The sequence below is a fragment of the Sphingomonas sp. SP6 genome (genome assembly GCF_058313435.1).
This window is the reverse complement of record NZ_JBZFLG010000002.1, coordinates 538,758-558,484: the sequence shown is the minus strand read 5'-3', so window position 1 is coordinate 558,484 and position 19,727 is coordinate 538,758. Positions and strand designations below refer to the sequence as shown.

Sequence of the window (19,727 nt, the reverse complement as noted above, 5' to 3'; positions counted from 1 at the left end):
CGGCGAAAAGCGGCTAAGCGCGCCCGCGAAATGGCGAAAGGACGGACGTGCAGACGATTGGCGTGATCGGGGCGGGGCAGATGGGCGCGGGGATCGTCCAGGTCTCGGCGCAGGCGGGCTACCGCGTGCTGGTGTCGGACGTCGATCAGGCGCGCGCCGAAGCCGGCAAGGCAGGGATCGCCAAGCGACTCGCGCGCGACCTCGAGAAGGGCAAGATCGACGGCGAGTCGCGTGACGCGGCGCTGGCGCGGATCGCGGCCGTCGACTCTCTGCAAGCCATGGGCGAGTGCGCGCTGGTGATCGAGGCGGCGACCGAGCGCGAGGAGATCAAGCGCGCGATCTTCAAGACCGTCGGCGAAGTGCTGGGCGCGGGTGCGGTGCTGGCGTCGAACACCTCGTCGATCCCGATCACGCGGCTGGCGCAGGCCGCGCCCGATCCGGCGCGCTTCATCGGCGTCCACTTCTTCAACCCCGTTCCCGTGATGGGACTGATCGAGGTGATCCGTGGGCTGGCGACTTCGGACGCCACGGTCGCGGTGGTCGAGGAGTATGCGGCGAAGCTCGGCAAGCGGGTGGTGCGCGCGAACGACGCGCCGGGTTTCATCGTCAACCGCGTGCTGATGCCGATGCTCAACGAGGCGTGCTTCGCGCTGGGTGAGGGCGTGGCGACGATCCTGGACATCGATGCGGCGTGCCAGCTCGGGCTCAACCATCCGATGGGTCCGTTGACGCTCGCCGACTTCATCGGGCTCGACACCTGCCTCGAGATCACGCGCGTGCTGTTCGAGGGGACCGGCGATCCCAAGTTCCGCCCCGCGCCACTGCTGGTGAAATATGTCGAGGCGGGCTGGTACGGGAAGAAGACGGGGCGCGGCTTCTACGATTACTCGGGTGCGGAGCCCGTGCCGACGCGCTAGGTTCTCGCAGAACGACGGGAGGAGCGGATGGCTGAGTTCATCACGGTGGCGGGCGACGTGCCAATCCGCGTGGCGGTCGAGGGCGAAGGGCCGCTGGTCCTGATGGTCCACGGCTTTCCCGAGAGCTGGTATTCGTGGCGGCATCAGCTGGCGCCGGTCGCGTCGGCGGGCTTCACCGCGGCGGCGATCGACGTGCGCGGCTATGGCGGATCGGGGAAGCCGGAACCGGTCGAGGCCTATTCGCTCGAGGCGATCGTCGGCGACGTCGTCCGCGTCGCCGACCATTTCGGCGGCGAGCCCGCGATCCTGGTCGGGCACGATTGGGGGGCGCCGATCGTGTGGAACTCGGCGCTGACCCGACCCGATCGGTTCCGCGCGGTCGCCGGGCTGTCGGTGCCGTTCACCGGCGTGCCGCAGCGCCCCTTCACCGAGGTGTTCCGCCGCGCCTTCACCGACAAGGGCAAGTTCTTCTACCAGGAATGGTTTCAGGAGCCGGGCCGCGCCGAGGCCGAGATCGAACCCGACGTCCGGCGGTTCCTGCGGATGTTCCTCTACGCCATCTCGGGCGATGCGCCGCCGGGGACCTGGCCCGACAAGCCGGCGGGAGCGTCCCTGCTGGAGGGGATGGTCGATCCGGGCGTGATGCCGACGTGGCTGAGCGAGGCGGACCTCGATTACTATACGGCCGAGTTCGAGGCTTCGGGGATGCGCGGGCCGCTCAATCGCTATCGCAACCACGAACGCGACTTCGCCTGGCTCCAGCCGTTCGCCGATCGCCGGATCGAGCAGCCGGCGCTCTTCATCGGCGGGACCAAGGACCCGGCGACGACGCTGTTCGGCGCGGTCGCCGATCCGGTCGCGGCGATGCGGCCGTTCGCGCCGCGGGTCGAGGGGCATCTGCTCGACGGCTGCGGGCATTGGACGCAGCAGGAACGCCCCGGGGAGGTTAATCGTTTGCTGATGCCCTGGCTGGAGCGGCAGCGGTGAGCATAGACGACACCATCATCGACACGCCCGACGGACCGATGACGTTCGCCGCGTGGAAGAAGAAGAACCCGGTCCAGATTCCCTCACGCCGAACGAAGGGCAAGAAATTGCCCAACAAGGTCAAGCTCATCACCGAAGAATAGCGTCAAGGGCGCGCGGCGACTGCATCCGCCGTCCACTAAGTGGCGTATAATCTCCGAGCTTCCATCTGGAAATCTCAGGAGACCGATCATGCACGCAGGATTTCGCACCTCGATCGCCGCCTTGGCGCTGCTCGCCAGCACCGGCGCGCTCGCCCGCAACCCGATGGTCGGCGGCGCCGCGATGTATCCGACCAAGACGATCGTCGAGAATGCGGTGAACTCGAAGGACCACACCACGCTGGTCGCCGCAGTCAAGGCGGCCGGACTGGTCGAGACGCTGTCGGGCGCCGGGCCCTTCACCGTGTTCGCGCCGACCAACGCCGCCTTCGCCAAGCTGCCCGCGGGAACCGTCGATACGCTGGTCAAGCCCGAGAACAAGGCGACGCTGACGTCGATCCTCACCTATCACGTCGTCCCCGGCACGATCACCGCGGCGGACATCGCGGCCAAGGCGAAGGCGAACGGCGGCACCGCAACCTACACCACCGTCCAGGGCGGATCGCTGATGTTCAAGGAGGCCGGGAGTGGCTGGGCGATCATGGACGCGAAGGGCGACACCGGAAAGATCACCATCGCCGATGTCCGCCAGTCGAACGGGATGATCCACGTCGTCGACACGGTGATGATGCCCTGACGGATCGCGGCGAGGCGGCCGGTCGCTGCCCCGCCGCCCGGCTCAGCGCGCGCCGGCGACCGGCGCGGGGCCGACCGATTTGATGAACGCCCAGACGGCGGGCGAGAAGGGCGGCGTCTGCTCGCCCTGCCACTCGCCGATGCGGTCGTAGATCTTGCCCACGCCCTGCATCATCGCCGGGGTGGCGATCGCGGTGAACGGCGCGAGCAGCGCGATCCACTCGTCGTAGAAGGCGCGCGCCCGCGGCGAGGCGGGGTCCATCGGCAGCGCCGCCTCGATCCGCCCCGCGAGGTCGGTCCATTTGGCGGAATATGCCGCCTGGTCGAAGCCAGCGGGCATCTTGGGCAGCGCCGTGGCGAAGTCCGCCTTGGCCTCGTCGCCGAGATAGCGGTCGGTCACCGCCTGCCAATTCTCGTGTTCCATCATTCGGTCTCCTTGTCGGATCAGCGAGCAGAGCGTCGCGACGTCGATCGGCTCGCCGCGATCGATGCGGGACTGGACCTGGAGGAGCAGCCGGCGGGTCTCGGCGATCGATTCTGCCGCCGCCTCGACCTCGGAGAGCTGCGCCGCGATCACTCGCCCCAGCTGGGGCGTGCGGCCGGCGAGCAGCTCGGCGATGCGCGACAGGCTGAACCCGGCGCGCTTGAGCGCGGTGACCGCGGTCAGCCGCGCGAGTTCGCCCGCGCCATATACCCGCCGCCCACCCGCGGTGCGCAACGGCCTCACCAGCCCCCGCGCCTCGTAGAAGCGCAACGCGCGGAGCGTCAGCCCCGTCCGTCTCGCGACTTCGCCGATATCGAGCACGTCCTCCATGCCGACTCGTGTAGCGGGTGACGTAACGTTAGGAGCAAGCGCGAATTTGCTAAAAGAGGAACGACGCGCCGACGCCCGCCTGCGCCGCCGCGATCAGCCATAGGCGGGTGGAAAAGGGCTGCTTCCTTGTCTTGTGACGGAAGCGGTGGCGGGCGAAGAATGCGCCGGGGGTGCCGCCGATCGCGGCCAGGAACAGCAGATCGGCTTCGGGAATCCGGCGAGCCCCCGCGACAGCACGCGCCTTGTCGTCGGCGAAGCGCCAGATCGTGAGGAGGTTTACGAGGCAGAGAGCGAGCAGGAGCGCGACGATCATGTCCGGCAGGATAACGGTGGACGGTAGCCGCTTCGTTATCCCACCATCAGCCCCGCCAGCGCCGCCGACATCAGGTTGGCGAGGCTTCCAGCCGCGAGAGCGCGCAGCCCGAGGCGGGCGATCACCGGGCGCTGGTTCGGGGCGAGGCCGCCGGTCACCGCCATCTGGATCGCGATCGAGGAGAAGTTGGCGAAACCGCACAGCGCGAAGGTGACGATCGCGACGGTGCGCGGCGAGAGCGCCGCCGCCTGCTTGCCGAGATCGATATAGGCGACGAACTCGTTGAGGACGATCTTCTCGCCGAACAGCCCGCCGGCGATTCCCGCCTCGGTCCACGGCACGTTCAAGAGGACCATGATCGGCTGGAAGACATAGCCGAGCAGCCGCTGGAAGCTCAGCCCCTCGATGCCGAACCAATGGCCGACGCCGCCGAGCAACCCGTTGGCGAGCGCGACCAAAGCGACGAAAGCGAGCACCATCGCGCCCACCGCGACGGCGAGGCGGACCCCGGTCTGCGCGCCCTGCGCAGCGGCCATGATGAGGTTGGCGGGCCGCTCCTCGTCGTGCGTCGCCTGTGGCATCGGCTCGCCGGGCGTCTCGGACAGCGCCGCATAGCCCCGCCCGCTGACGCGGTGTTCGGAAAGGCGGATCTCGGCATCGGCGTCGGGCAGGTCGCCGAGCGGCAGCTCGCCTTCGGGGGGGACCGAGCGATCGGGCATGATGATCTTCGCCATCAGAATCCCGCCGGGCGCGGCCATGAAGCTGGCGGCGAGGAGGTAGTCGATGCGGATGCCCATCGAGGCGTAGGCGGCGAGGATCGTGCCGGCGACCCCCGCCATCCCGCTGGTCATCACCGTGAAGACCTGCGGCGGGGTCAGTCCGGCGAGATAGGGTCGGATCACGAGCGGCGATTCGCTTTGCCCGACGAAGATGTTGGCGGCCGCGCAGAGCGATTCGACCTTCGACACGCCGATCACCCATTCGATCGCGCCGCCGAGCCAGCGGACGATCCGCTGCATCACGCCGAGATAATAGAGGATCGAGACGAGCGAGGCGAAGAAGATGATCACCGGCAGCGCGGCGATCGCGAACGAGGTGCCGCCGATCTCGGGCTTCGCCAGCGGGCCGAACAGGAACTCGACCCCGGCATGGGCGTAGCCGAGCAAGTTCGACACCCCGCCGGACGCCGCGCCGAGCGCGGCGACGCCCCACGGCGCCTTGAGCACGACCGCGGCGATCGCGACCTGGAGCGCGAAGGCCGCGCCGACCACGCGCGGGCGGATCGCGCGGCGATCGGTCGAGAGCGCGAGCGCGATGAGCAGGAGAACGGCGATCCCGGCCACGCCGATCAGGAACCGGCTCATGCGCGGGGAGACGGATTGAGGCGGTTGAGGCGTGGACGCAAGACGTGAGAACCCTCTGCGGCGGCCCTCGGAGCGAGCCTCGATCGCCTTATGCCGACAACGATAGGAGTAGGACAGGGGGGATGCCGGTTCGCCGACGCGAGCTTTGCGCCGCGGGCGTGCGCGGGTAAGCGTTGCGCGATGGACGCACGCCCCTCGCCCCGCTCGATCCCGCTTTCGCTGTTCGCCTTTGCTATCTTCTACGGCGGGATGGTGACGACCGCGGGGGTGCTCGGAGTCAAGCAGGTGGCGCTCGGGCCGCTCGCGGTGGAGGCGGGGATCTTCGCCTTTCTGCTGCTCGTCGTGATGTCGAGCGCGGTCGCCGAGCTCCACGGGCAGCGGACGGCGACGCTGCTGGTCCGGATGGGCTTCGTCCCGCTGATCGTCGCGGCGCTGCTAATCCGTCTCGTCATCGCGCTGCCGCACGACCCCGGCATGTACCCGCCGGCGATCGCCGCCTTCCCGATCGTCGTCGGGCAGGGCGCGCGGATGATGATCGCGGGGCTGATCTCCTACGGCCTGTCGCAGACGCTCAACGTCGCGCTGTTCGATCGTCTGCGCGCGCCGACGGGGCGATTGGTGTGGCTGCGCGGGATGATCGCGAGCGTCGTCTCGCAGATCGTCGACACGGTGCTGTTCATCACCATCAGCTTCCTCGGCACGCGCCCGATCCTCGACCTGATGGCGGGACAGATGTTGACCAAGGTGGTGCTGTCGGTGGTGCTGGTGCCGTTCCTGATCACAGGCTTCGTGGCGCTGGGGCGGCGGCTGGACGGGTAGCGGGCATGGACGAGCACGGCAGACTCGAGCGGTTGACGTTCTTTTCCGACGCGGTGTTCGCGATCGCGATGACCTTGCTCGTCATCGAGGTCCGCGTGCCGCATCTGGCAGGTGCGACCGATCGAGCGCTGGCGCAGGCGTTGGTCGATCTCGTGCCGAACTACATCGGCTTCGTCGTCAGCTTCGTGGTGATCGCGCGGTTCTGGATCGGGCATCACCGGGTGATGGCGATGCTGCGCGCCGCCGACACGCGGCTGGTGACCGCGAACCTCGGACTGCTCATGGCAATCGCGTTCATGCCATTCCCGACCGCGGTGCTGAGCGACTATGCCTCGCTGCGCGTCGCGGTCGGGGTCTATGCCGGATATCTGATGCTCGTCGGGGCCGCGAACGTCCTGCTAATCCGGGTGGCCCTGGGCGGAGGCCGGCTGCTTCGGGAGGATGCGCCGGAGCGTGAGATCGCACGGCTTCGGCGATCGATGTGGCTGCCGCTGTCGATCGGTGCGCTGGCGTTCGCGGCGGCGATGGTCGCGCCGTGGCTGGGTTTGGTGGCGCTGACGGCGGGTTCGGTGGCGCTCAACTGGATCGTTTCGCGCTCCGGCCCCACGCCGGTCACGGTGGTCGATGGCCGCTAGTCCGGCCGCCAGGGTGGTGACCACGCCCGGCGCGCTCGACCGGGTGCTGGCGGTCGCCGCCACCATCCTGTTCGCCGCGGCGGCGACCGCGATCGGCCTTGGCCGCGCGGAATGGGGCGCGGTGCCCGCGGTGATCTGGCTGCACCTGGCGACGGTGCTGACGGCCACCGCCCTGACCCCGGTCATGCTGCTCCGGCGCCGCGGGACTGGCGCGCATCGCGCGCTCGGGACGATCTGGGTCGCGGCGATGCTGCTGACCGCGATGATCTCGCTGTTCGTTCATGTCTCGGGCGCGGGGCGGTTCAGCGTGATCCACCTTCTGTCGGTGTGGACGCTGATCCAGGTGCCGATCCTCTGGTGGGCGGCGCGCACGCACCGGGTGGCGCGGCACAGGCGCGCGGTCCACGGCATGGTGATCGGCGCGCTGCTGGTCGCGGGATTTTTCACCTTTCCGTTCCACCGCCTGTTGGGCGGATGGCTGTTCGGGTGATGGGCGCGCTTCCCCGCTTGCCACGCCCCCGCTAAGCGCCGCCCATGACCGACCTCTCCCCCGCCCTGAAGGCCGAGACGCTCGTCGAGGCGCTGCCGTATCTCCAGCGTTATGCGGGTAAGACCTTCGTCGTGAAGTACGGCGGGCACGCGATGGGCGATCCCGAGGCGGCGCGGGACTTCGCCGAGGACGTGGTGCTGCTCAAGGCGGTGGGGATCAACCCGGTGGTCGTCCACGGCGGCGGGCCGCAGATCGGGGCGATGCTGAAGCGCCTGGGGGTCGAATCGCGCTTCGTCGATGGGCTGCGCGTCACCGACGCCGAGACCGCCAAGGTCGCCGAGATGATCCTGGCGGGCAGCATCAACAAGGAGATCGTGGGCTGGATCGCGGGCGCGGGCGGGCGTGCGGTCGGGATCAGCGGCAAGGACGCCGGGCTGGTCACCGCCGAGAAGGTGGGCGGACGGCGCGAGGCCGATCCCTTGCAGGGCGTCGAGCGCCACGTCGACCTGGGCTTCGTCGGCGAGCCGGTGGCGGTCGACGCCTCGATCCTGCGGAGCCTCTCCGCCGACGGCATCATCCCGGTGGTCGCGCCGATCGGCCTGGGCGCGGATGGCCACACCTACAACATCAACGCCGACACCGTCGCCGGGGCGATCGCCGCCGAGCTCAAGGCATCGCGCTTCTTCCTGCTGACCGATGTCGCCGGGGTGCTCGACAAGGACAAAAGGCTGGTGAGCGACCTGACCCCGGCGGGGATCGCGGCACTGCGCGCGGACGGGACGATCACCGGCGGGATGATCCCCAAGGTCGAGACCTGCGTCGCCGCGGTCGAGGCAGGGGTCGACGCCGCCGTCATCCTCGACGGGCGGGTACCGCATGCGATGCTGCTGGAGATGTTCACGCGGGCGGGCGCCGGGACGCTGATCCGGCGCTAGTCGGCTCGCGGCGGTTCGGCTAGAGAAGCGCGGTAATCCAGGAGACGCCCGCGCGTGGTGACGCTGACCATCATCCAGATCCTCCAGGTGATCCTCGACGTCGCGTGGTGGATCATCTTCGTCCAGTTCATCCTGTCCCTGCTGATCGCGTTCAACGTGATCAACACGCATAGCCCGTTCGTCCGCTCGCTGTGGGACGGGCTCGACCGGCTGACGGAGCCGATGTACCGGCCGATCCGCCGCGTGCTGCCGGCGACCGGCGGGCTCGATTTCGCGCCGATGGTGGTGCTGGTGATCCTGGCGATCCTCAACATCATCCTCAACAACACCTACGCCAGCGTCGCCGTGGGGGCGGTGTGACGGCGCAGGTCATCGACGGCAAGGCGTTCGCCGCTGCCTTACGCGCGCGAGTCGCCGAGGCGGCGGCCGAGGTGGTGGCGGCGGCGGGGCGCAAGCCGGGGCTGGCGGTCGTGTTGGTCGGCGAGGACCCGGCCTCGCAGGTCTATGTCCGCAACAAGGGCAAGGCGACGATCGCCGCGGGGATGGAGAGCTTCGAGCACCGGCTGCCGGCGGGGACCGAGCCTGGCGAGCTGTTCGCGCTGATCGACCGTCTCAACGCCGATCCGGCTGTCGATGGCATCCTCGTCCAGCTCCCCGCCCCGGGGATCGACGAGGGGGCGATCACGACGCGGATCGATCCCGAAAAGGACGTCGACGGGCTCAATCCGGTCAACGCCGGGCGGCTGGCGCTGGGGCTCGAGGGGTTCGTCCCCTGCACCCCGCTCGGCTGCCTGATGCTGTTGAAGGATGTGCGCGGCGATTTGGCGGGGCTCGATGCGGTCGTGATCGGCCGGTCGAACCTGGTCGGCAAACCGATGGCGCAGCTGCTGCTCGCGGCGAACTGCACGGTGACGCTTGCGCACTCGCGGACGCGCGACCTCCCCGACGTGGTGCGGCGCGCCGACATCGTCGTCGCGGCAGTGGGCCGGGCTGGGTTCGTCAAGGCGGACTGGGTTAAGCCCGGCGCGACGGTGATCGACGTCGGGATCAACCGGACCGAGGCCGGGCTGGTCGGCGACGTCGAGCCGGAGGTGTCGAACGTGGCCGGGGCGCTGACCCCGGTGCCTGGAGGAGTGGGTCCGATGACGATCGCCGTGCTCTTGAGAAACACCGTCGTCTCGGCGGCGCGGCGCGAGGGCGTGACGCTCTCGGACGCACTATGATCGCGGCGCTGCTGATGGCTGGAACCGCCGTCGACGCCGAGCGCGCCTTCGCCGCGCGCGCGCAGGCGGCGGGACAGTGGAAGGCCTTCGCCGAGTTCGCCGCCGAGAATGCGGTGATGTTCGTGCCCGAGCCGGTCAAGGCCAGGGACTGGCTGCCCAAGCAGACGGAGCCGCCGCGATCGGTCGAATGGGCGGCGACGGCGAGCTACGTCTCGTGCGACGGTGAGACCGCGGTCAACACCGGGCCGTTCTGGCTCGCGAGCGCGAAGCTCGACGGATTCTTCACGACGGTGTGGAGCAAGAGTGCCGAGGGCTGGCGCTGGACCTATGACGGCGGTGCGCCGCTCAAGACGCCGCGTCCGCGCGTCGCCGAGCCCAAGCTCGAGCGCGCGAGCTGCGCCGAGTCGCCGATCGACATGGCGCCGGTCATGCGGCGGGGCGTGAAGACCGGCGGCGGCGCGTCGCGCGACCGCTCGCTCGTCTGGGGCTGGTCGGTCGAGGCGAACGGCGCGCGCCACTTCAAGGCGCAGCTGTGGACCGGGGAGGCGTACCGTACGGTCGTCGAGGACGTGGTGCCCGCGCCCAAGTGATCGAGCTGTTCGCCTCGGCCTTCGTCACCTTCTTCGTGGTGATCGACCCGCCGGGCTGCGCGCCGATCTACGCCGGTCTCTCGGCGGGGGCGAGCGCGGCGCAACGCCGGGCGATGGCGATCCGCGCGGTGGTGGTCGCCGGGCTGATCCTGTTCGGCTTCGCGCTGTTCGGCGAGGCGCTTCTGAGCGGGCTCGGGATCGAGCTGGCGAGCTTCCGGATCGCGGGCGGGATCATGCTGTTCCTGATCGCGCTGGAGATGGTGTTCGAGAAGCGTACCGAACGCCGCGAGGACCGCGCCGCCAAGGTTTCGGCGGAGCAGGCCGACTCCGAGGTCGTCAACGATGTCTCGATCTTCCCGATGGCGATGCCGATGATCGCCGGGCCGGGATCGATCGCGACCGTCATGCTGCTGATGGCGCGGACCACGGGACTCGAACGCTCGGCGGTGGTGCTGGCGGCGATGGCGGCGAACCTCGCGCTCACGCTGATCGCGCTGCTGGCGGCGGGGCCGCTGATGCGGCTGCTCGGGCACAAGATCGAGGCGGTGATCACCCGGCTGCTCGGCGTGCTGCTGGCGGCGCTGGCGGTGCAGTTCGTGATCGACGGAGTGCAGAGCCAGCTGGGATTGGGGCGGTGACCTTCCGACACAAGCGGTTCTTGGTTCGTGTAAGATAGCGTTTGCGCGCGGTTGCGCGAGTAATTGTCTTCACGTGGGGTATCGCCGGGAAGCGCAAGAGGGGGCTGAGCAAGCAGGAGAAGACTCGATTTATCAAAACGATGAACCATCGATATCTTGCGCTGTCGGTCGGAATCACACTTTCGATCCTGCTGGGCAGCCGCAACGCAATCACGCAGGTTCAGTCGAACGTCTGGGGATCGCTCGACACAGAGGGGTTGCGTCTTTTCGGCAGGACGCTGCTTGGCTGGTACCTATTGTCTCGATGCACCGAAATTGCTTACTCGTTCCTGGTGGATGCGGGCGACAAGCTCAGGCTTGAGAAATCCGCAGCGAGCGGGCTGCGCTGGCATGAGCGCGTTCGACTAGCGCTAAACAGCTATGTCGAGCTGATCCTTAACTTTGGGCTTGTCTATGCGATGTTGCCGGCAAGCCTGTGGGGTTGCCCCAAGGTCGAGCGCATCGTGGGCGCAATTTGGTACAGCGCCAACGTTATAACTACCAGTGGTGGCGGCGGATTCGTTCCAGCAAACGGTGGTTGGCAAGCCTTATTCTTGCAGATTGTTACAGGGTATGAGATCGCGTGCGGGCTGATCCTGCTGGTAGTCTGCTTCACCATCTACGTTGGTCACGGAATCGCCAGTTCGAGCCGGGATGGAACCGGAAGAAGGACGAGGGCTCGGCATGCGTTGTCAATGAAAGTCGTGGGTCTTCACCCGCAGCGCCTCTTCCCTGAAGTGATAGTCGGTCCGCCCCCGCGGCTGCCAGCCGGGATCGCCGCGGTCGGGCGCGCCGGGATAGGTCGCGCCGTCGCCGCGTGAGACCATGCGCGGCAGGTCGAGGTCGCCGACCTGGCGCAGGAGCGGGGTCAGATCGGTGATCAGGTCGGCGACGACGTGGATCACCGGTCCCTCCTTCTGCACCCGGCCGCGGATCGAGACCATCGCCGAGGACATGACGGTGCGCCGCTGCGCCTCGAACCGGTCGGGCCAGAGGATGCCGTTGGCGACCCCGGTCTCGTCCTCGATGGTGATGAACAGGACGCCCTTGGCCGAGCCCGGGCGCTGGCGGACGAGGATGATGCCGGCGACGTCGACGTGCCGGCCGTCCTTGATCGTCGCGAGATCGGCGCAGGGAACCATCCGCCGGCGGGTCAGCTCGGCGCGCAGGAAGGTCAGCGGGTGCGCGCGCAGGCTGAGCTGGGTGGCGCGGTAATCCTCCACCACCTCGCGCCCCGCGGTGAGCGCCTTGAGGTGAACCGGCTCCTCGCGGCGCTCGAGTCCGGCGAGCAGGGGGAGAGGCGAGTCGCCGAGACCCTTGATGGCCCACAAGGACTGGCGGCGGTCGAGGCCCATGCCGGCGAAGGCGTCGGCCTTGGCGAGTTTCTCGAGCGTGGCGAGCGGGACGCCCGAGCGGCGCCACACGTCCTCGACCGAGGTAAAGGGTCGTTCGGCGCGCGCGGCGAGGATGCGGCCCGCGTCGGCGGCGGAGAGACCGTGGATCACGCGCAGGCCGAGGCGGAGGGGGGATCCGCCCTGCCGGAGTGACGGAAGAAGAATGGTATCCCACTCGCTCCGCATCACGCACGGCGGCAGCACCTCGACGCCGTGCGCGCGCGCGTCGCGGACGATCTGCGCGGGGGCGTAGAAGCCCATCGGCTGCGCGTTGAGCAGCGCCGCGCAGAACACGTCGGGGTGGTGGCATTTCATCCACGACGAGGCGTAGGCGATCTTGGCGAAGCTCGCCGCGTGGCTCTCGGGGAAGCCGTAGCTGCCGAAGCCCTCGATCTGCTTGACGAGGCGTTCGGCGAACGCCTGGCTGATGCCGTTCCCCAGCATCCCGCCGATCAATTTGTCGCGGAACTCGCCGACGCCGCCGGTCATCTTGAAGGTCGCCATCGCCCGGCGCAGCTTGTCCGCCTCGCCCGGGGTGAAGCCCGCGCCGATGATCGCGACCTGCATCGCCTGTTCCTGGAACAGCGGCACGCCGAGCGTCTTCTCGAGCACTGCCCTCAGCGCGTCGTTGGGATATTCGACCTTCTCGCGCCCGTCGCGGCGCTTGAGATAGGGGTGGACCATGTCGCCCTGGATCGGCCCCGGGCGGACGATCGCGACCTGGATGGCGATGTCGTAGAAGTTGGTGGGCTTCATCCGCGGCAGCATGCTCATCTGCGCGCGGCTCTCGATCTGGAACACGCCGAGCGTGTCCGCCTTCCGGATCATCGCGAAGGTTTCCGGATCGTCGGTCTGCAAGGCGTCCGACGCGAGCGTCAGCCTGAGGCCCCGGCGCGTCTCGAGCAGATCGAACGCGCGGCGCATGCAGCCGAGCATCCCGAGCCCGAGGATGTCGACCTTCATGAAGCCGAGCTCCTCGATGTCCTGCTTCTCCCATTCGACGACGCGCCGATCGACCATCGCCGCGGGCTCGATCGGGACGAGATCGTGCAAGGGATCGCGGGTCAGCACGAAGCCGCCGGGATGCTGCGACAGGTGGCGGGGCGTGCCGATCAGCTGGCGCGCGAGATCGAGCGCCAGCGCGAGGCGCGGCTCGGTCGCGTCGAGGTTGAGCGCGGCGACGTGGCTGTCGGGCACGCCTTCGTTCGACCAGCCCCAGACCTGGCCGGCGAGCGCGCCGGTCATGTCTTCGGGCAGACCCAGCACCTTGCCGACCTCGCGGATCGCGCCGCGGGTGCGGAAGCGGCTGACCACCGCAGTCAGCGCGGCATGGTCGTGGCCGTAGGTCTCGTAGATCCACTGGATCACCTCCTCGCGCCGCTCGTGCTCGAAATCGATGTCGATGTCGGGGGGCTCGTGGCGCTCCTCGGAGATGAAGCGTTCGAACAGGAGCTGGTGCTTGACCGGGTCGATCGAGGTGATGCCGAGGACGAAGCAGATCACCGAATTGGCCGCCGAGCCGCGCCCCTGGCACAGGATGCCGATGAAGCGGGCGTAGCTGACGATCGCGTAGACGGTGAGGAAATAGGGCGCATAGCCCATCCTGGCGACGAGCGAGAGTTCGTGTTCCAGCAGCTTCGAATAAGCGGGGGGCGGCGCGCCGTCGTGCAGCGTCGCCAGCGCGTCGCGTGCGAGCCGTTCCAGCGCCTCCTGCGGTGTCCGGCCGCTCATCACGATCTCGTCGGGATATTGATAGTCGAGTTCGCGCAGCGAGAAGGTGCAGCGCTCGACGATCGCGTCGATCGCGGCGAGCGCCTGCGGGTGGTCGCGGAACCGGCGCGCCATCTCCTCGGGCGGTTGCAGGTGGCGATCGGCGCTGCGCTCGCGGCGCAGCCCGAGTTCGTCGATCGTGGTCTTCTCGCGGATGGCGGTGACGACATCCTGGAGCATCCGCTGGTCGGGGGTCGCATAGAGGACGTCGCCGGTGGCGAGCGGGATCAGGCCATGGCGTCTCGCGACCCCGTCCAGCCGGTGCAGCCGCAACGCCTCGCCGGGACGATGGTGATGCGTCAGGCACAGATGTCCGCGATCGCCGAACGCTTCCGCCATCCAGCGGGGCGCGCGATCATCCTCGGCGTAGGTCTCGCCGATGCCGGGAACCAGCGCGGCGACCAGACCGTCGGCATGGGCGGCGACATCCTCCCAGTGAAGGAAGCAGCGGCCCTTCTCGCCGCGCTGGGCATCGGCGCGCGACTTGCCGAGCGTGAGCAGCCGGGTGAGGCGGCTCCACGCCGCGCGGTCCTCGGGCCACACGAGGACGGACGTGCCGTCGACCAGATCGAGCCGGCAGCCGGGGATCGATCGGATGACGAGGCCGCTGTCCTTCCCGATCTGCTCGGCGGCGTAGAGCGCGCGCACGACGCCGGCGACCGAATTGCGGTCCACGACGCCGAGCGCTGGCATCCCCATCAGCGCGGCGGTCGCGAACAGCTGCTCGCAACTCGACGCCCCGCGCAGGAACGAGAAGTGGGTGGTGACCTGGAGTTCGGTGTACGTCATTGGCAAGCTGGCGTGAGATGACTAGATATTGTGTACAGATCAGGAGCCGGCGATGGCGAAAGTGGTGAGCGCGACCGAGTTCAAGGCCAAGTGCCTGAAACTGATCGACGACATGCAGAAGGACGGCGAGCCGGTGACCGTCACCAAGCGCGGCAAGGTGGTGGCGGAGCTCAAGCCGAAAACCGAGGAGTATGTGCCCGTGATCGGCATGCTGCGCAGCCCGGAGTACCGGTTCGACTGGGACCCGGAAGAACCCGCTGCCGATCCGTCCGATTGGGATGCGCTGCGTTGATCGTCCTCGACACGCACGTGCTGATCTGGGCCGTGCAGGACGACAGCAAGTTGGGAGTGGAAGCGGCACGGACCATAGAGGCGGCGGCGGTGGAGTCGCGCATCCTGGTGCCGGCGATCTCGACATGGGAGATCGGATTAATCGAGCGGCGCGACAGAGTGGTTTTTCCCGGCGGTGCGCTGGCATGGTGTAATCGCGTACTGGCGAGATCGAGCTTTGAACTGGCGCAGCTCACGCCCGAGATCGCGATCCGGACCGTGCAGCTGGACTGGGATCACCGTGATCCCGCCGACCGCATGATCGTCGCCACCGCGATTGTCCGAAATGCGCCGTTGCTGACCGTTGACAGAAAAATCCTCGACTACTCCGCCGCCGGCCATCTGAAGGTGATCGACGCCCGTCGCTGACCCCGCCCGCCTCACGACATCGCCGCCTGCAGGTACCAGCTGAGGTCGCCGGTCTCCGCGCGCTGGCCGTCGCCGTGGCGGAACAGCCAGAAGCGGTGGCCGGTGTCGTCCTCGACGCGGAAATAGTCGCGGCACAGGTCGCGCTCGGCCGTCCTGCGCCACCATTCGCCGAACACGCGCTCGGGGCCGTCGCCGCGGACGACGCGGTGGGTCGTCCCGCGCCAGGTGAAGCGGCGCGGGGGCTGATCGGGCAGTTCGGCGAGGACATGGTCGATCCGCTCGGGGCGACGGAGCAGGCGGACCGGGCGCGGCCAGCGCGGATGCCAGGGATCGTCCTGCGACCGGGTGTCGAGCCGGCGGACGTCGTCGCGCCGGAGCGCGGGGGCGTCGCGGTCCTCGGGATCGAGCGGTGGGAGGATCGCGACGCTGCGTTCGGGGACGTCGCTCTCGACCGCTCTCGCGCGCCATAGCTTGGCCGGGCCGATGCGGTTGGCGAGCGCGTCGACCAAGGGCGCGAGATCGGGCGCGTCGTCGCCGGCGAGCGTCGCGCCCAGCATCTCGGCCCCGAGCGGATCGGCGCGGCGGACGTGGAGCTCGATTGCGTCGATCCCCCAGCCCGGCTCCACCTCCTCGACGCGGCGGGCAAGGAGACGCAGCAGATGCGCCGGGTCGCGGGTCGGGCGGGCGAGGCCGATGCGGAGGGCCTGAGTGGTGTTGTCGACCTTGCGGCAGGCGAGGACGATCGCACGCGCGCCCAGCCCTGCTTCGGCGAGCGCGTCGGCGAGTTCGGCGACGAGGCCGGCGAGCCAGTGGCGGATCGCCTCGGCGGTGGCGATCGGCTCGGCGAAGCGGCGCATCACCGCGATCGGCTCGGGCGGGATGACGGGGACGAGCGGCTCCGACCCCGCGCCGCTCGCCTGGTCGAGCCGTTCCGCGACGGCGCGGCCGAAGCGGCGGACGAGGGGGCCGCGGGGAAGCGCGGCGAGTTCGCCGACGGTGTCGATGCCGAGCCGGCGGGTGAGCTCGACGGCTTCCTCCGGCAGACGAAGCGCGGTGACCGGGAGGGGGGCGAGGGGGGTGAGGCGGTGAGCGGGAGGGAGGATCAGAAATCCTCCCCGGTACGGGGAGGTGGCGCGCAGCGCCGGAGGGGGGCCGCCGCGGGCGACGCGCTCGTGGTGGGCCCCCTCCACCATTCGCTGAAGAAGCGAATGGTCCCCCTCCCCGTGCCGGGGAGGATCTAAGTAGCGCGCCGCCGCCCAGGCCGCGCCGGTCGTGTCCGCCACCGCAATCCGCGCGGTCACGCCGAGCCGCGCGAGCAGGCGGACGAGCCGCGCCGCCATCGCCGCCTCGCCGCCGTGGAGGTGGGCGACCCCGGTCACGTCGAGGAACAGCCCGTCGTCGTCCGACACCGCGACCACCGGGCACCAGCGGCGCGCGAGCGCGAGTGCGAGGCGGTCGAGGTCGGCGCGGTCGCCCGCCGGATCGGCGTCGCGGACGTCGAGATCGGGGACGCTCGCGCGCGCCTGGGTCAGCGCCATGCCCGGCTCCAGCCCGATCGCGGCGGCGGCGGGAGAGACCGCGGCGAGTTCGATCCGGCTGCCAACCTTCTGGACGGTGACGAGCGGGCGGCCCGCGGCGAAGCGGAGGGGCGCGCGTGCGGAGGCGTCCTCGCGGCAGACCCGCGCGAGCGTGCCCGCGGTGGTGCGGCCGGTGTCGAAGAAGGGGACGACTCCAGGCGGCGCGGAATGCGGGTCGTTCGAACCTCGCCGGGCATGTTTGTCGGGGCGCGGGCCTTCGCCGGGGGAGCTGACCCGCGGCATCTCCCTCCACCGTGCGAGCGCGGCGGCCGCGCGTTCGTCGCCGTTCGGGTCGATGCCGGTGAACGGCGAAGGTCGGTCGAGCAGGCCGTTCGGGTGCTGGTGGAGGTATTCGCCGAAGCCGGCGTTTCCAGCAAAGCCCTCACCTTTCCCATCGCTGACGCAATGGACCGCTTCGCTCTTCCGCGTCCAGGAGAGGGAGTTCGTCTCCTCCCACCCCTGCGACTTGCCGCCGTCGTCGCCGGGGAGCCGCTTGAACGGCATCTCGGCGGCTTCGCTGCGGCGACCCAGCTCGCGCATCGGCGGGCGCTGGTGTTCGGGCATCGTCGCCACCTGGCGCTCGACATCGGCGCGGGTTTCGCGCGCCCATCTGGCGCCGGGACGCCAGCCGGTGTTCTTCGGCGAATCGCACGCCTTGCCGCCCTGCTCGGCATCGGCGGCGGCCTTGATGGCGAGCAGATCCGCGTCGGCGGTCGCCTCAGGCGGCGGCGCGGCGCGTCGGTCCGACCGCAGCACGCGCTCGATCGCCCAGAGCGGCAGGTAGAGCGAGGCGACCCGTTTCATCTGTAGCCTCCACGAGGATGTCGAAGGATTCGCCGCCACGCTGGCGGACGCAGGAAAGGTCCCAGCGCGGGCGGCCGAGCCCGCGCGTGGGGAGAGGGGAGGAGGGCGCCGAGGCGACCCGCCAGCGGGTGACCGCGGCCGAGGGGACCGCGAACGGGTCCGCCTCCGCGCGGGCATGGCGCTTCATGAGGAGCGCGATCGTCTTGCCGCCTTCCGCCGCCAGCTGGAGCCTGCGGGTCGAGGCGGTGGCGGCACGCTTGGCCTCGCCGATCACCGCGCCCAGGCAGCGGTGGCGCAAGCCCTCCTCCATGAGCGCGAGCAGCTCGGCGTCGTCCGCCGCTTCGGCGTAGATCAGGCGGTGCGGCGCGAGCCCGGCCTGGTAGAGGCCGGGCGCGAACAGGTCGCGGCGGCGCACCACCCACAAGACCGGCCCCCAGGCGCGCGCGGCGATCCCGGCGAGGAACAAGGTCGCCGAGGCGTCGTCGCCGGGATGCGCGGTGGCGGCGGCGATCTCGTGGAGCGCGTCGAGCCGCAAACCCCCGTCGGCGAGCCGCGAATCGATCGCCTCGACTCCGAACGGCAGCCGCTCGCGACGGCGATGGCCGTCGCCTTCAATGCGCTCAAGCGCCTGCCGAAGCTGGGCTATGATGGCGGCGTCTGGCATAAGGTGACTCGGGACACGACTCGAACAAGGATTATGTTCCTATTCTGTTCCAACCGTCGGCAGAGTCAATCCACTCTGGCGGCGGTTCCTGTTCGGCAGGGACTCGCCACGGGCGTTGAACGATTATAATAGCCGCGGGTAATCTTCGCGGCGCGTGGCTCCATGCGAATGCGACACGACACTGGAGAGACCGGCTTGGCGGACGCCCCCCGCAGCAATCTGAGGCCCCTCAGCCTCCACGTGCCCGAGCCGAAGTTCCGGCCCGGCGACGCGGTCGATTTCGCCGAGGTCGCGATCGTCCCTGCGGGCGAGACCCGGCGGCCCGACACCGCGACGCCCGCCACCGAGATGCCCGATCTCGCCTACGGGCTGGTGCGGGTGCTCGACGATCACGGGCAGGCGGCCGGCCCGTGGAACCCGCGGCTCGACGCCGAAACGCTGCGCCGCATGCTGCGCAACATGGCGCTGGTCCGCGCCTTCGACGAGCGGATGTTCCGTGCGCAGCGGCAGGGCAAGACGAGCTTCTACATGAAGTCGCTGGGCGAGGAGGCGGTCGCCGTCGCCGCCGCCCACGCGCTCGACGCCGAGGACATGTGCTTCCCCTCGTACCGCCAGCAGGGGCTGCTGATCACGCGCGGCTGTCCGCTGGTCGACATGATGAACCAGATCTACTCGAACAGCGCCGACAAATTGGGCGGCAAGCAGCTGCCGATCATGTATTCGGAGCGGCGGTTCGCCTTCTTCTCGATCTCGGGCAACCTCGCGACGCAATATCCGCAGGCGGTGGGCTGGGCGATGGCCTCGGCCGCGAAGGGCGACACGCGGATCGCGGCGACCTGGTGCGGCGAGGGCTCGACCGCGGAAGGGGACTTCCACTCGGCGCTGACCTTCGGGACGGTCTACCGCGCGCCGGTGATCTTCAACGTCGTCAACAACCAATGGGCGATCTCGAGCTTCTCGGGTTTCGCCGGCGCGGAGGCGACGACCTTCGCGGCGCGCGCGGTCGGCTACGGCATTGCCGGCCTGCGGGTCGACGGCAACGACGCGCTCGCGGTCTATGCCGCGACGCAGTGGGCGGCGGAGCGCGCGCGGACCAATCTGGGGCCGACGCTGATCGAGCATTTCACCTATCGCGCCGAAGGCCATTCGACCTCCGACGACCCCTCGCAATACCGCTCCGCGGGCGAGCCGACCGCCTGGCCGCTGGGCGACCCGATCCGGCGGCTCAAGGATCACCTGATCGCGATCGGCGAGTGGGACGAGGCCCGCCATGCCGAACAGGACAAGGCGCTCGCCGAGGAAGTCCGCGCCGCGCAGAAGGAGGCCGAGAAGAACGGCATCCTGGGCCACGGCCTCCAGCAGCCGCTCGATTCTCTGTTCGACGGGGTGTTCGAGGAGATGCCCTGGCATCTGCAGGAGCAGCGCCAGCAGATGCTCGACGAGGAAGCCGCGAGCGGGCGGCCGTGGGATCGCAAGGCATGACCGACACG

21 protein-coding genes are annotated in these 19,727 nt (G+C 69.4%); 15 read left to right on the top strand and 6 right to left on the bottom strand.

Features of this window, described 5'->3' with window-relative positions; translation table 11 throughout:
* Nucleotides 1–47 precede the first annotated feature (47 nt).
* The 4 genes from AC4GYY_RS08390 (at nucleotide 48) to AC4GYY_RS08375 (ending at nucleotide 2,681) form a co-directional block, all read left to right on the top strand.
* Nucleotides 48–917, top strand: coding sequence for a 3-hydroxybutyryl-CoA dehydrogenase (locus AC4GYY_RS08390; protein ID WP_491119817.1), 870 nt, complete (start codon nucleotides 48–50; stop codon nucleotides 915–917).
* 27 nt (nucleotides 918–944) lie between these two features.
* On the top strand, nucleotides 945–1,904 hold the full coding sequence (locus tag AC4GYY_RS08385) for an alpha/beta fold hydrolase (protein ID WP_491119816.1): 960 nt from the start codon (nucleotides 945–947) through the stop codon (nucleotides 1,902–1,904).
* On the top strand, nucleotides 1,901–2,047 hold the full coding sequence (locus tag AC4GYY_RS08380; RefSeq protein WP_491119815.1) for a hypothetical protein: 147 nt from the start codon (nucleotides 1,901–1,903) through the stop codon (nucleotides 2,045–2,047). Before AC4GYY_RS08385 ends, AC4GYY_RS08380 begins: the two co-directional genes overlap by 4 nt.
* A gap of 88 nt (nucleotides 2,048–2,135) precedes the next feature.
* Nucleotides 2,136–2,681, top strand: coding sequence for a fasciclin domain-containing protein (locus AC4GYY_RS08375; RefSeq protein ID WP_491119814.1), 546 nt, complete (start codon nucleotides 2,136–2,138; stop codon nucleotides 2,679–2,681).
* 42 nt (nucleotides 2,682–2,723) lie between these two features.
* Here the strand turns inward: AC4GYY_RS08375 and AC4GYY_RS08370 are convergent, their stop codons facing one another.
* From AC4GYY_RS08370 to AC4GYY_RS08360, 3 genes are read right to left on the bottom strand one after another with little or no spacing between them, the layout of a single operon-like run.
* A complete protein-coding gene (locus AC4GYY_RS08370; protein ID WP_491119813.1) occupies nucleotides 2,724–3,494 on the bottom strand; it encodes a MerR family transcriptional regulator in 771 nt (256 codons plus the stop codon).
* 49 nt (nucleotides 3,495–3,543) lie between these two features.
* Nucleotides 3,544–3,807: a DUF1294 domain-containing protein gene (locus AC4GYY_RS08365; RefSeq protein WP_491119812.1), complete on the bottom strand. Its 264-nt coding sequence runs from the start codon at nucleotides 3,805–3,807 to the stop codon at nucleotides 3,544–3,546.
* Nucleotides 3,808–3,842: 35 nt separating this feature from the next.
* Nucleotides 3,843–5,171 carry a NupC/NupG family nucleoside CNT transporter gene (locus AC4GYY_RS08360; protein WP_491119811.1) on the bottom strand — a complete coding sequence of 443 codons (1,329 nt, stop codon included), beginning with the start codon at nucleotides 5,169–5,171 and terminating at the stop codon, nucleotides 3,843–3,845.
* A gap of 180 nt (nucleotides 5,172–5,351) precedes the next feature.
* Between AC4GYY_RS08360 and AC4GYY_RS08355 the strand changes: the two genes are divergently transcribed.
* The 8 genes from AC4GYY_RS08355 to AC4GYY_RS08320 are packed head-to-tail and all read left to right on the top strand — an operon-like array spanning nucleotide 5,352 to nucleotide 10,501.
* Complete coding sequence (locus tag AC4GYY_RS08355) at nucleotides 5,352–5,990, top strand: queuosine precursor transporter (RefSeq protein WP_491119810.1); 639 nt, start codon at nucleotides 5,352–5,354, stop codon at nucleotides 5,988–5,990.
* 5 nt (nucleotides 5,991–5,995) lie between these two features.
* Nucleotides 5,996–6,625 (top strand): TMEM175 family protein, encoded by a 630-nt coding sequence (locus AC4GYY_RS08350; protein WP_491119809.1) that lies wholly within the window; start codon nucleotides 5,996–5,998, stop codon nucleotides 6,623–6,625.
* Complete coding sequence (locus AC4GYY_RS08345) at nucleotides 6,615–7,115, top strand: DUF2306 domain-containing protein (protein ID WP_491119808.1); 501 nt, start codon at nucleotides 6,615–6,617, stop codon at nucleotides 7,113–7,115. Before AC4GYY_RS08350 ends, AC4GYY_RS08345 begins: the two co-directional genes overlap by 11 nt.
* A gap of 44 nt (nucleotides 7,116–7,159) precedes the next feature.
* The gene (argB, locus tag AC4GYY_RS08340; protein ID WP_491119807.1) at nucleotides 7,160–8,050 is read left to right on the top strand and encodes an acetylglutamate kinase; all 891 of its coding nucleotides are present in this window, start codon (nucleotides 7,160–7,162) and stop codon (nucleotides 8,048–8,050) included.
* Between the two features lie 54 nt (nucleotides 8,051–8,104).
* Nucleotides 8,105–8,410, top strand: coding sequence for a YggT family protein (locus AC4GYY_RS08335; RefSeq protein WP_491119806.1), 306 nt, complete (start codon nucleotides 8,105–8,107; stop codon nucleotides 8,408–8,410).
* Nucleotides 8,407–9,273, top strand: a complete 867-nt coding sequence (gene folD / locus AC4GYY_RS08330; RefSeq protein WP_491119805.1) for a bifunctional methylenetetrahydrofolate dehydrogenase/methenyltetrahydrofolate cyclohydrolase FolD — start codon at nucleotides 8,407–8,409, stop codon at nucleotides 9,271–9,273. Before AC4GYY_RS08335 ends, folD begins: the two co-directional genes overlap by 4 nt.
* Nucleotides 9,274–9,287: 14 nt before the next feature.
* On the top strand, nucleotides 9,288–9,863 hold the full coding sequence (locus AC4GYY_RS08325; protein ID WP_491119804.1) for a hypothetical protein: 576 nt from the start codon (nucleotides 9,288–9,290) through the stop codon (nucleotides 9,861–9,863).
* On the top strand, nucleotides 9,860–10,501 hold the full coding sequence (locus tag AC4GYY_RS08320; protein WP_491119803.1) for a MarC family protein: 642 nt from the start codon (nucleotides 9,860–9,862) through the stop codon (nucleotides 10,499–10,501). Before AC4GYY_RS08325 ends, AC4GYY_RS08320 begins: the two co-directional genes overlap by 4 nt.
* A gap of 731 nt (nucleotides 10,502–11,232) precedes the next feature.
* Here the strand turns inward: AC4GYY_RS08320 and AC4GYY_RS08315 are convergent.
* Nucleotides 11,233–14,493 carry an error-prone DNA polymerase gene (locus tag AC4GYY_RS08315; protein ID WP_491119802.1) on the bottom strand — a complete coding sequence of 1,087 codons (3,261 nt, stop codon included), beginning with the start codon at nucleotides 14,491–14,493 and terminating at the stop codon, nucleotides 11,233–11,235.
* A gap of 52 nt (nucleotides 14,494–14,545) precedes the next feature.
* On the opposite strand from AC4GYY_RS08315, the gene AC4GYY_RS08310 reads away from it, so the two are divergent.
* Nucleotides 14,546–14,785 carry a type II toxin-antitoxin system Phd/YefM family antitoxin gene (locus AC4GYY_RS08310; RefSeq protein WP_491119801.1) on the top strand — a complete coding sequence of 80 codons (240 nt, stop codon included), beginning with the start codon at nucleotides 14,546–14,548 and terminating at the stop codon, nucleotides 14,783–14,785.
* Nucleotides 14,782–15,192, top strand: a complete 411-nt coding sequence (locus AC4GYY_RS08305) for a type II toxin-antitoxin system VapC family toxin (protein WP_491119800.1) — start codon at nucleotides 14,782–14,784, stop codon at nucleotides 15,190–15,192. Before AC4GYY_RS08310 ends, AC4GYY_RS08305 begins: the two co-directional genes overlap by 4 nt.
* 11 nt (nucleotides 15,193–15,203) lie before the next feature.
* On the opposite strand, the gene AC4GYY_RS08300 is transcribed toward AC4GYY_RS08305, so the two are convergent.
* On the bottom strand, nucleotides 15,204–17,573 hold the full coding sequence (locus tag AC4GYY_RS08300) for a Y-family DNA polymerase (protein WP_491119799.1): 2,370 nt from the start codon (nucleotides 17,571–17,573) through the stop codon (nucleotides 15,204–15,206).
* Nucleotides 17,488–18,237, bottom strand: coding sequence for an ImuA family protein (locus AC4GYY_RS08295; protein ID WP_491119798.1), 750 nt, complete (start codon nucleotides 18,235–18,237; stop codon nucleotides 17,488–17,490). The genes AC4GYY_RS08300 and AC4GYY_RS08295 overlap by 86 nt, the downstream gene beginning before the upstream one ends.
* Before the next feature lie 168 nt (nucleotides 18,238–18,405).
* Here AC4GYY_RS08295 and AC4GYY_RS08290 point away from each other — a divergent pair, with 168 nt between their 5' ends.
* Nucleotides 18,406–19,719 (top strand): thiamine pyrophosphate-dependent enzyme, encoded by a 1,314-nt coding sequence (locus AC4GYY_RS08290; RefSeq protein WP_491119797.1) that lies wholly within the window; start codon nucleotides 18,406–18,408, stop codon nucleotides 19,717–19,719.
* The last annotated feature ends 8 nt before the right edge of the window (nucleotides 19,720–19,727 follow it).

Excerpts from the sequence above, each read along its gene's own strand:
- AC4GYY_RS08385 (WP_491119816.1), top strand. The coding sequence starts at position 945 with ATGGCTGAGTTCATCACGGTGGCGGGCGACGTGCCAATCCGCGTGGCG.
- AC4GYY_RS08375 (WP_491119814.1), top strand. The coding sequence starts at position 2,136 with ATGCACGCAGGATTTCGCACCTCGATCGCCGCCTTGGCGCTGCTCGCC.
- AC4GYY_RS08370 (WP_491119813.1), bottom strand. The coding sequence starts at position 3,494 with ATGGAGGACGTGCTCGATATCGGCGAAGTCGCGAGACGGACGGGGCTG.
- AC4GYY_RS08365 (WP_491119812.1), bottom strand. The coding sequence starts at position 3,807 with ATGATCGTCGCGCTCCTGCTCGCTCTCTGCCTCGTAAACCTCCTCACG.
- AC4GYY_RS08360 (WP_491119811.1), bottom strand. The coding sequence starts at position 5,171 with ATGAGCCGGTTCCTGATCGGCGTGGCCGGGATCGCCGTTCTCCTGCTC.
- AC4GYY_RS08355 (WP_491119810.1), top strand. The coding sequence starts at position 5,352 with ATGGACGCACGCCCCTCGCCCCGCTCGATCCCGCTTTCGCTGTTCGCC.
- AC4GYY_RS08350 (WP_491119809.1), top strand. The coding sequence starts at position 5,996 with ATGGACGAGCACGGCAGACTCGAGCGGTTGACGTTCTTTTCCGACGCG.
- AC4GYY_RS08345 (WP_491119808.1), top strand. The coding sequence starts at position 6,615 with ATGGCCGCTAGTCCGGCCGCCAGGGTGGTGACCACGCCCGGCGCGCTC.
- argB (WP_491119807.1), top strand. The coding sequence starts at position 7,160 with ATGACCGACCTCTCCCCCGCCCTGAAGGCCGAGACGCTCGTCGAGGCG.
- AC4GYY_RS08325 (WP_491119804.1), top strand. The coding sequence starts at position 9,288 with ATGGCTGGAACCGCCGTCGACGCCGAGCGCGCCTTCGCCGCGCGCGCG.
- AC4GYY_RS08315 (WP_491119802.1), bottom strand. The coding sequence starts at position 14,493 with ATGACGTACACCGAACTCCAGGTCACCACCCACTTCTCGTTCCTGCGC.
- AC4GYY_RS08310 (WP_491119801.1), top strand. The coding sequence starts at position 14,546 with ATGGCGAAAGTGGTGAGCGCGACCGAGTTCAAGGCCAAGTGCCTGAAA.
- AC4GYY_RS08300 (WP_491119799.1), bottom strand. The coding sequence starts at position 17,573 with ATGAAACGGGTCGCCTCGCTCTACCTGCCGCTCTGGGCGATCGAGCGC.
- AC4GYY_RS08295 (WP_491119798.1), bottom strand. The coding sequence starts at position 18,237 with ATGCCAGACGCCGCCATCATAGCCCAGCTTCGGCAGGCGCTTGAGCGC.
- AC4GYY_RS08290 (WP_491119797.1), top strand. The coding sequence starts at position 18,406 with ATGCGACACGACACTGGAGAGACCGGCTTGGCGGACGCCCCCCGCAGC.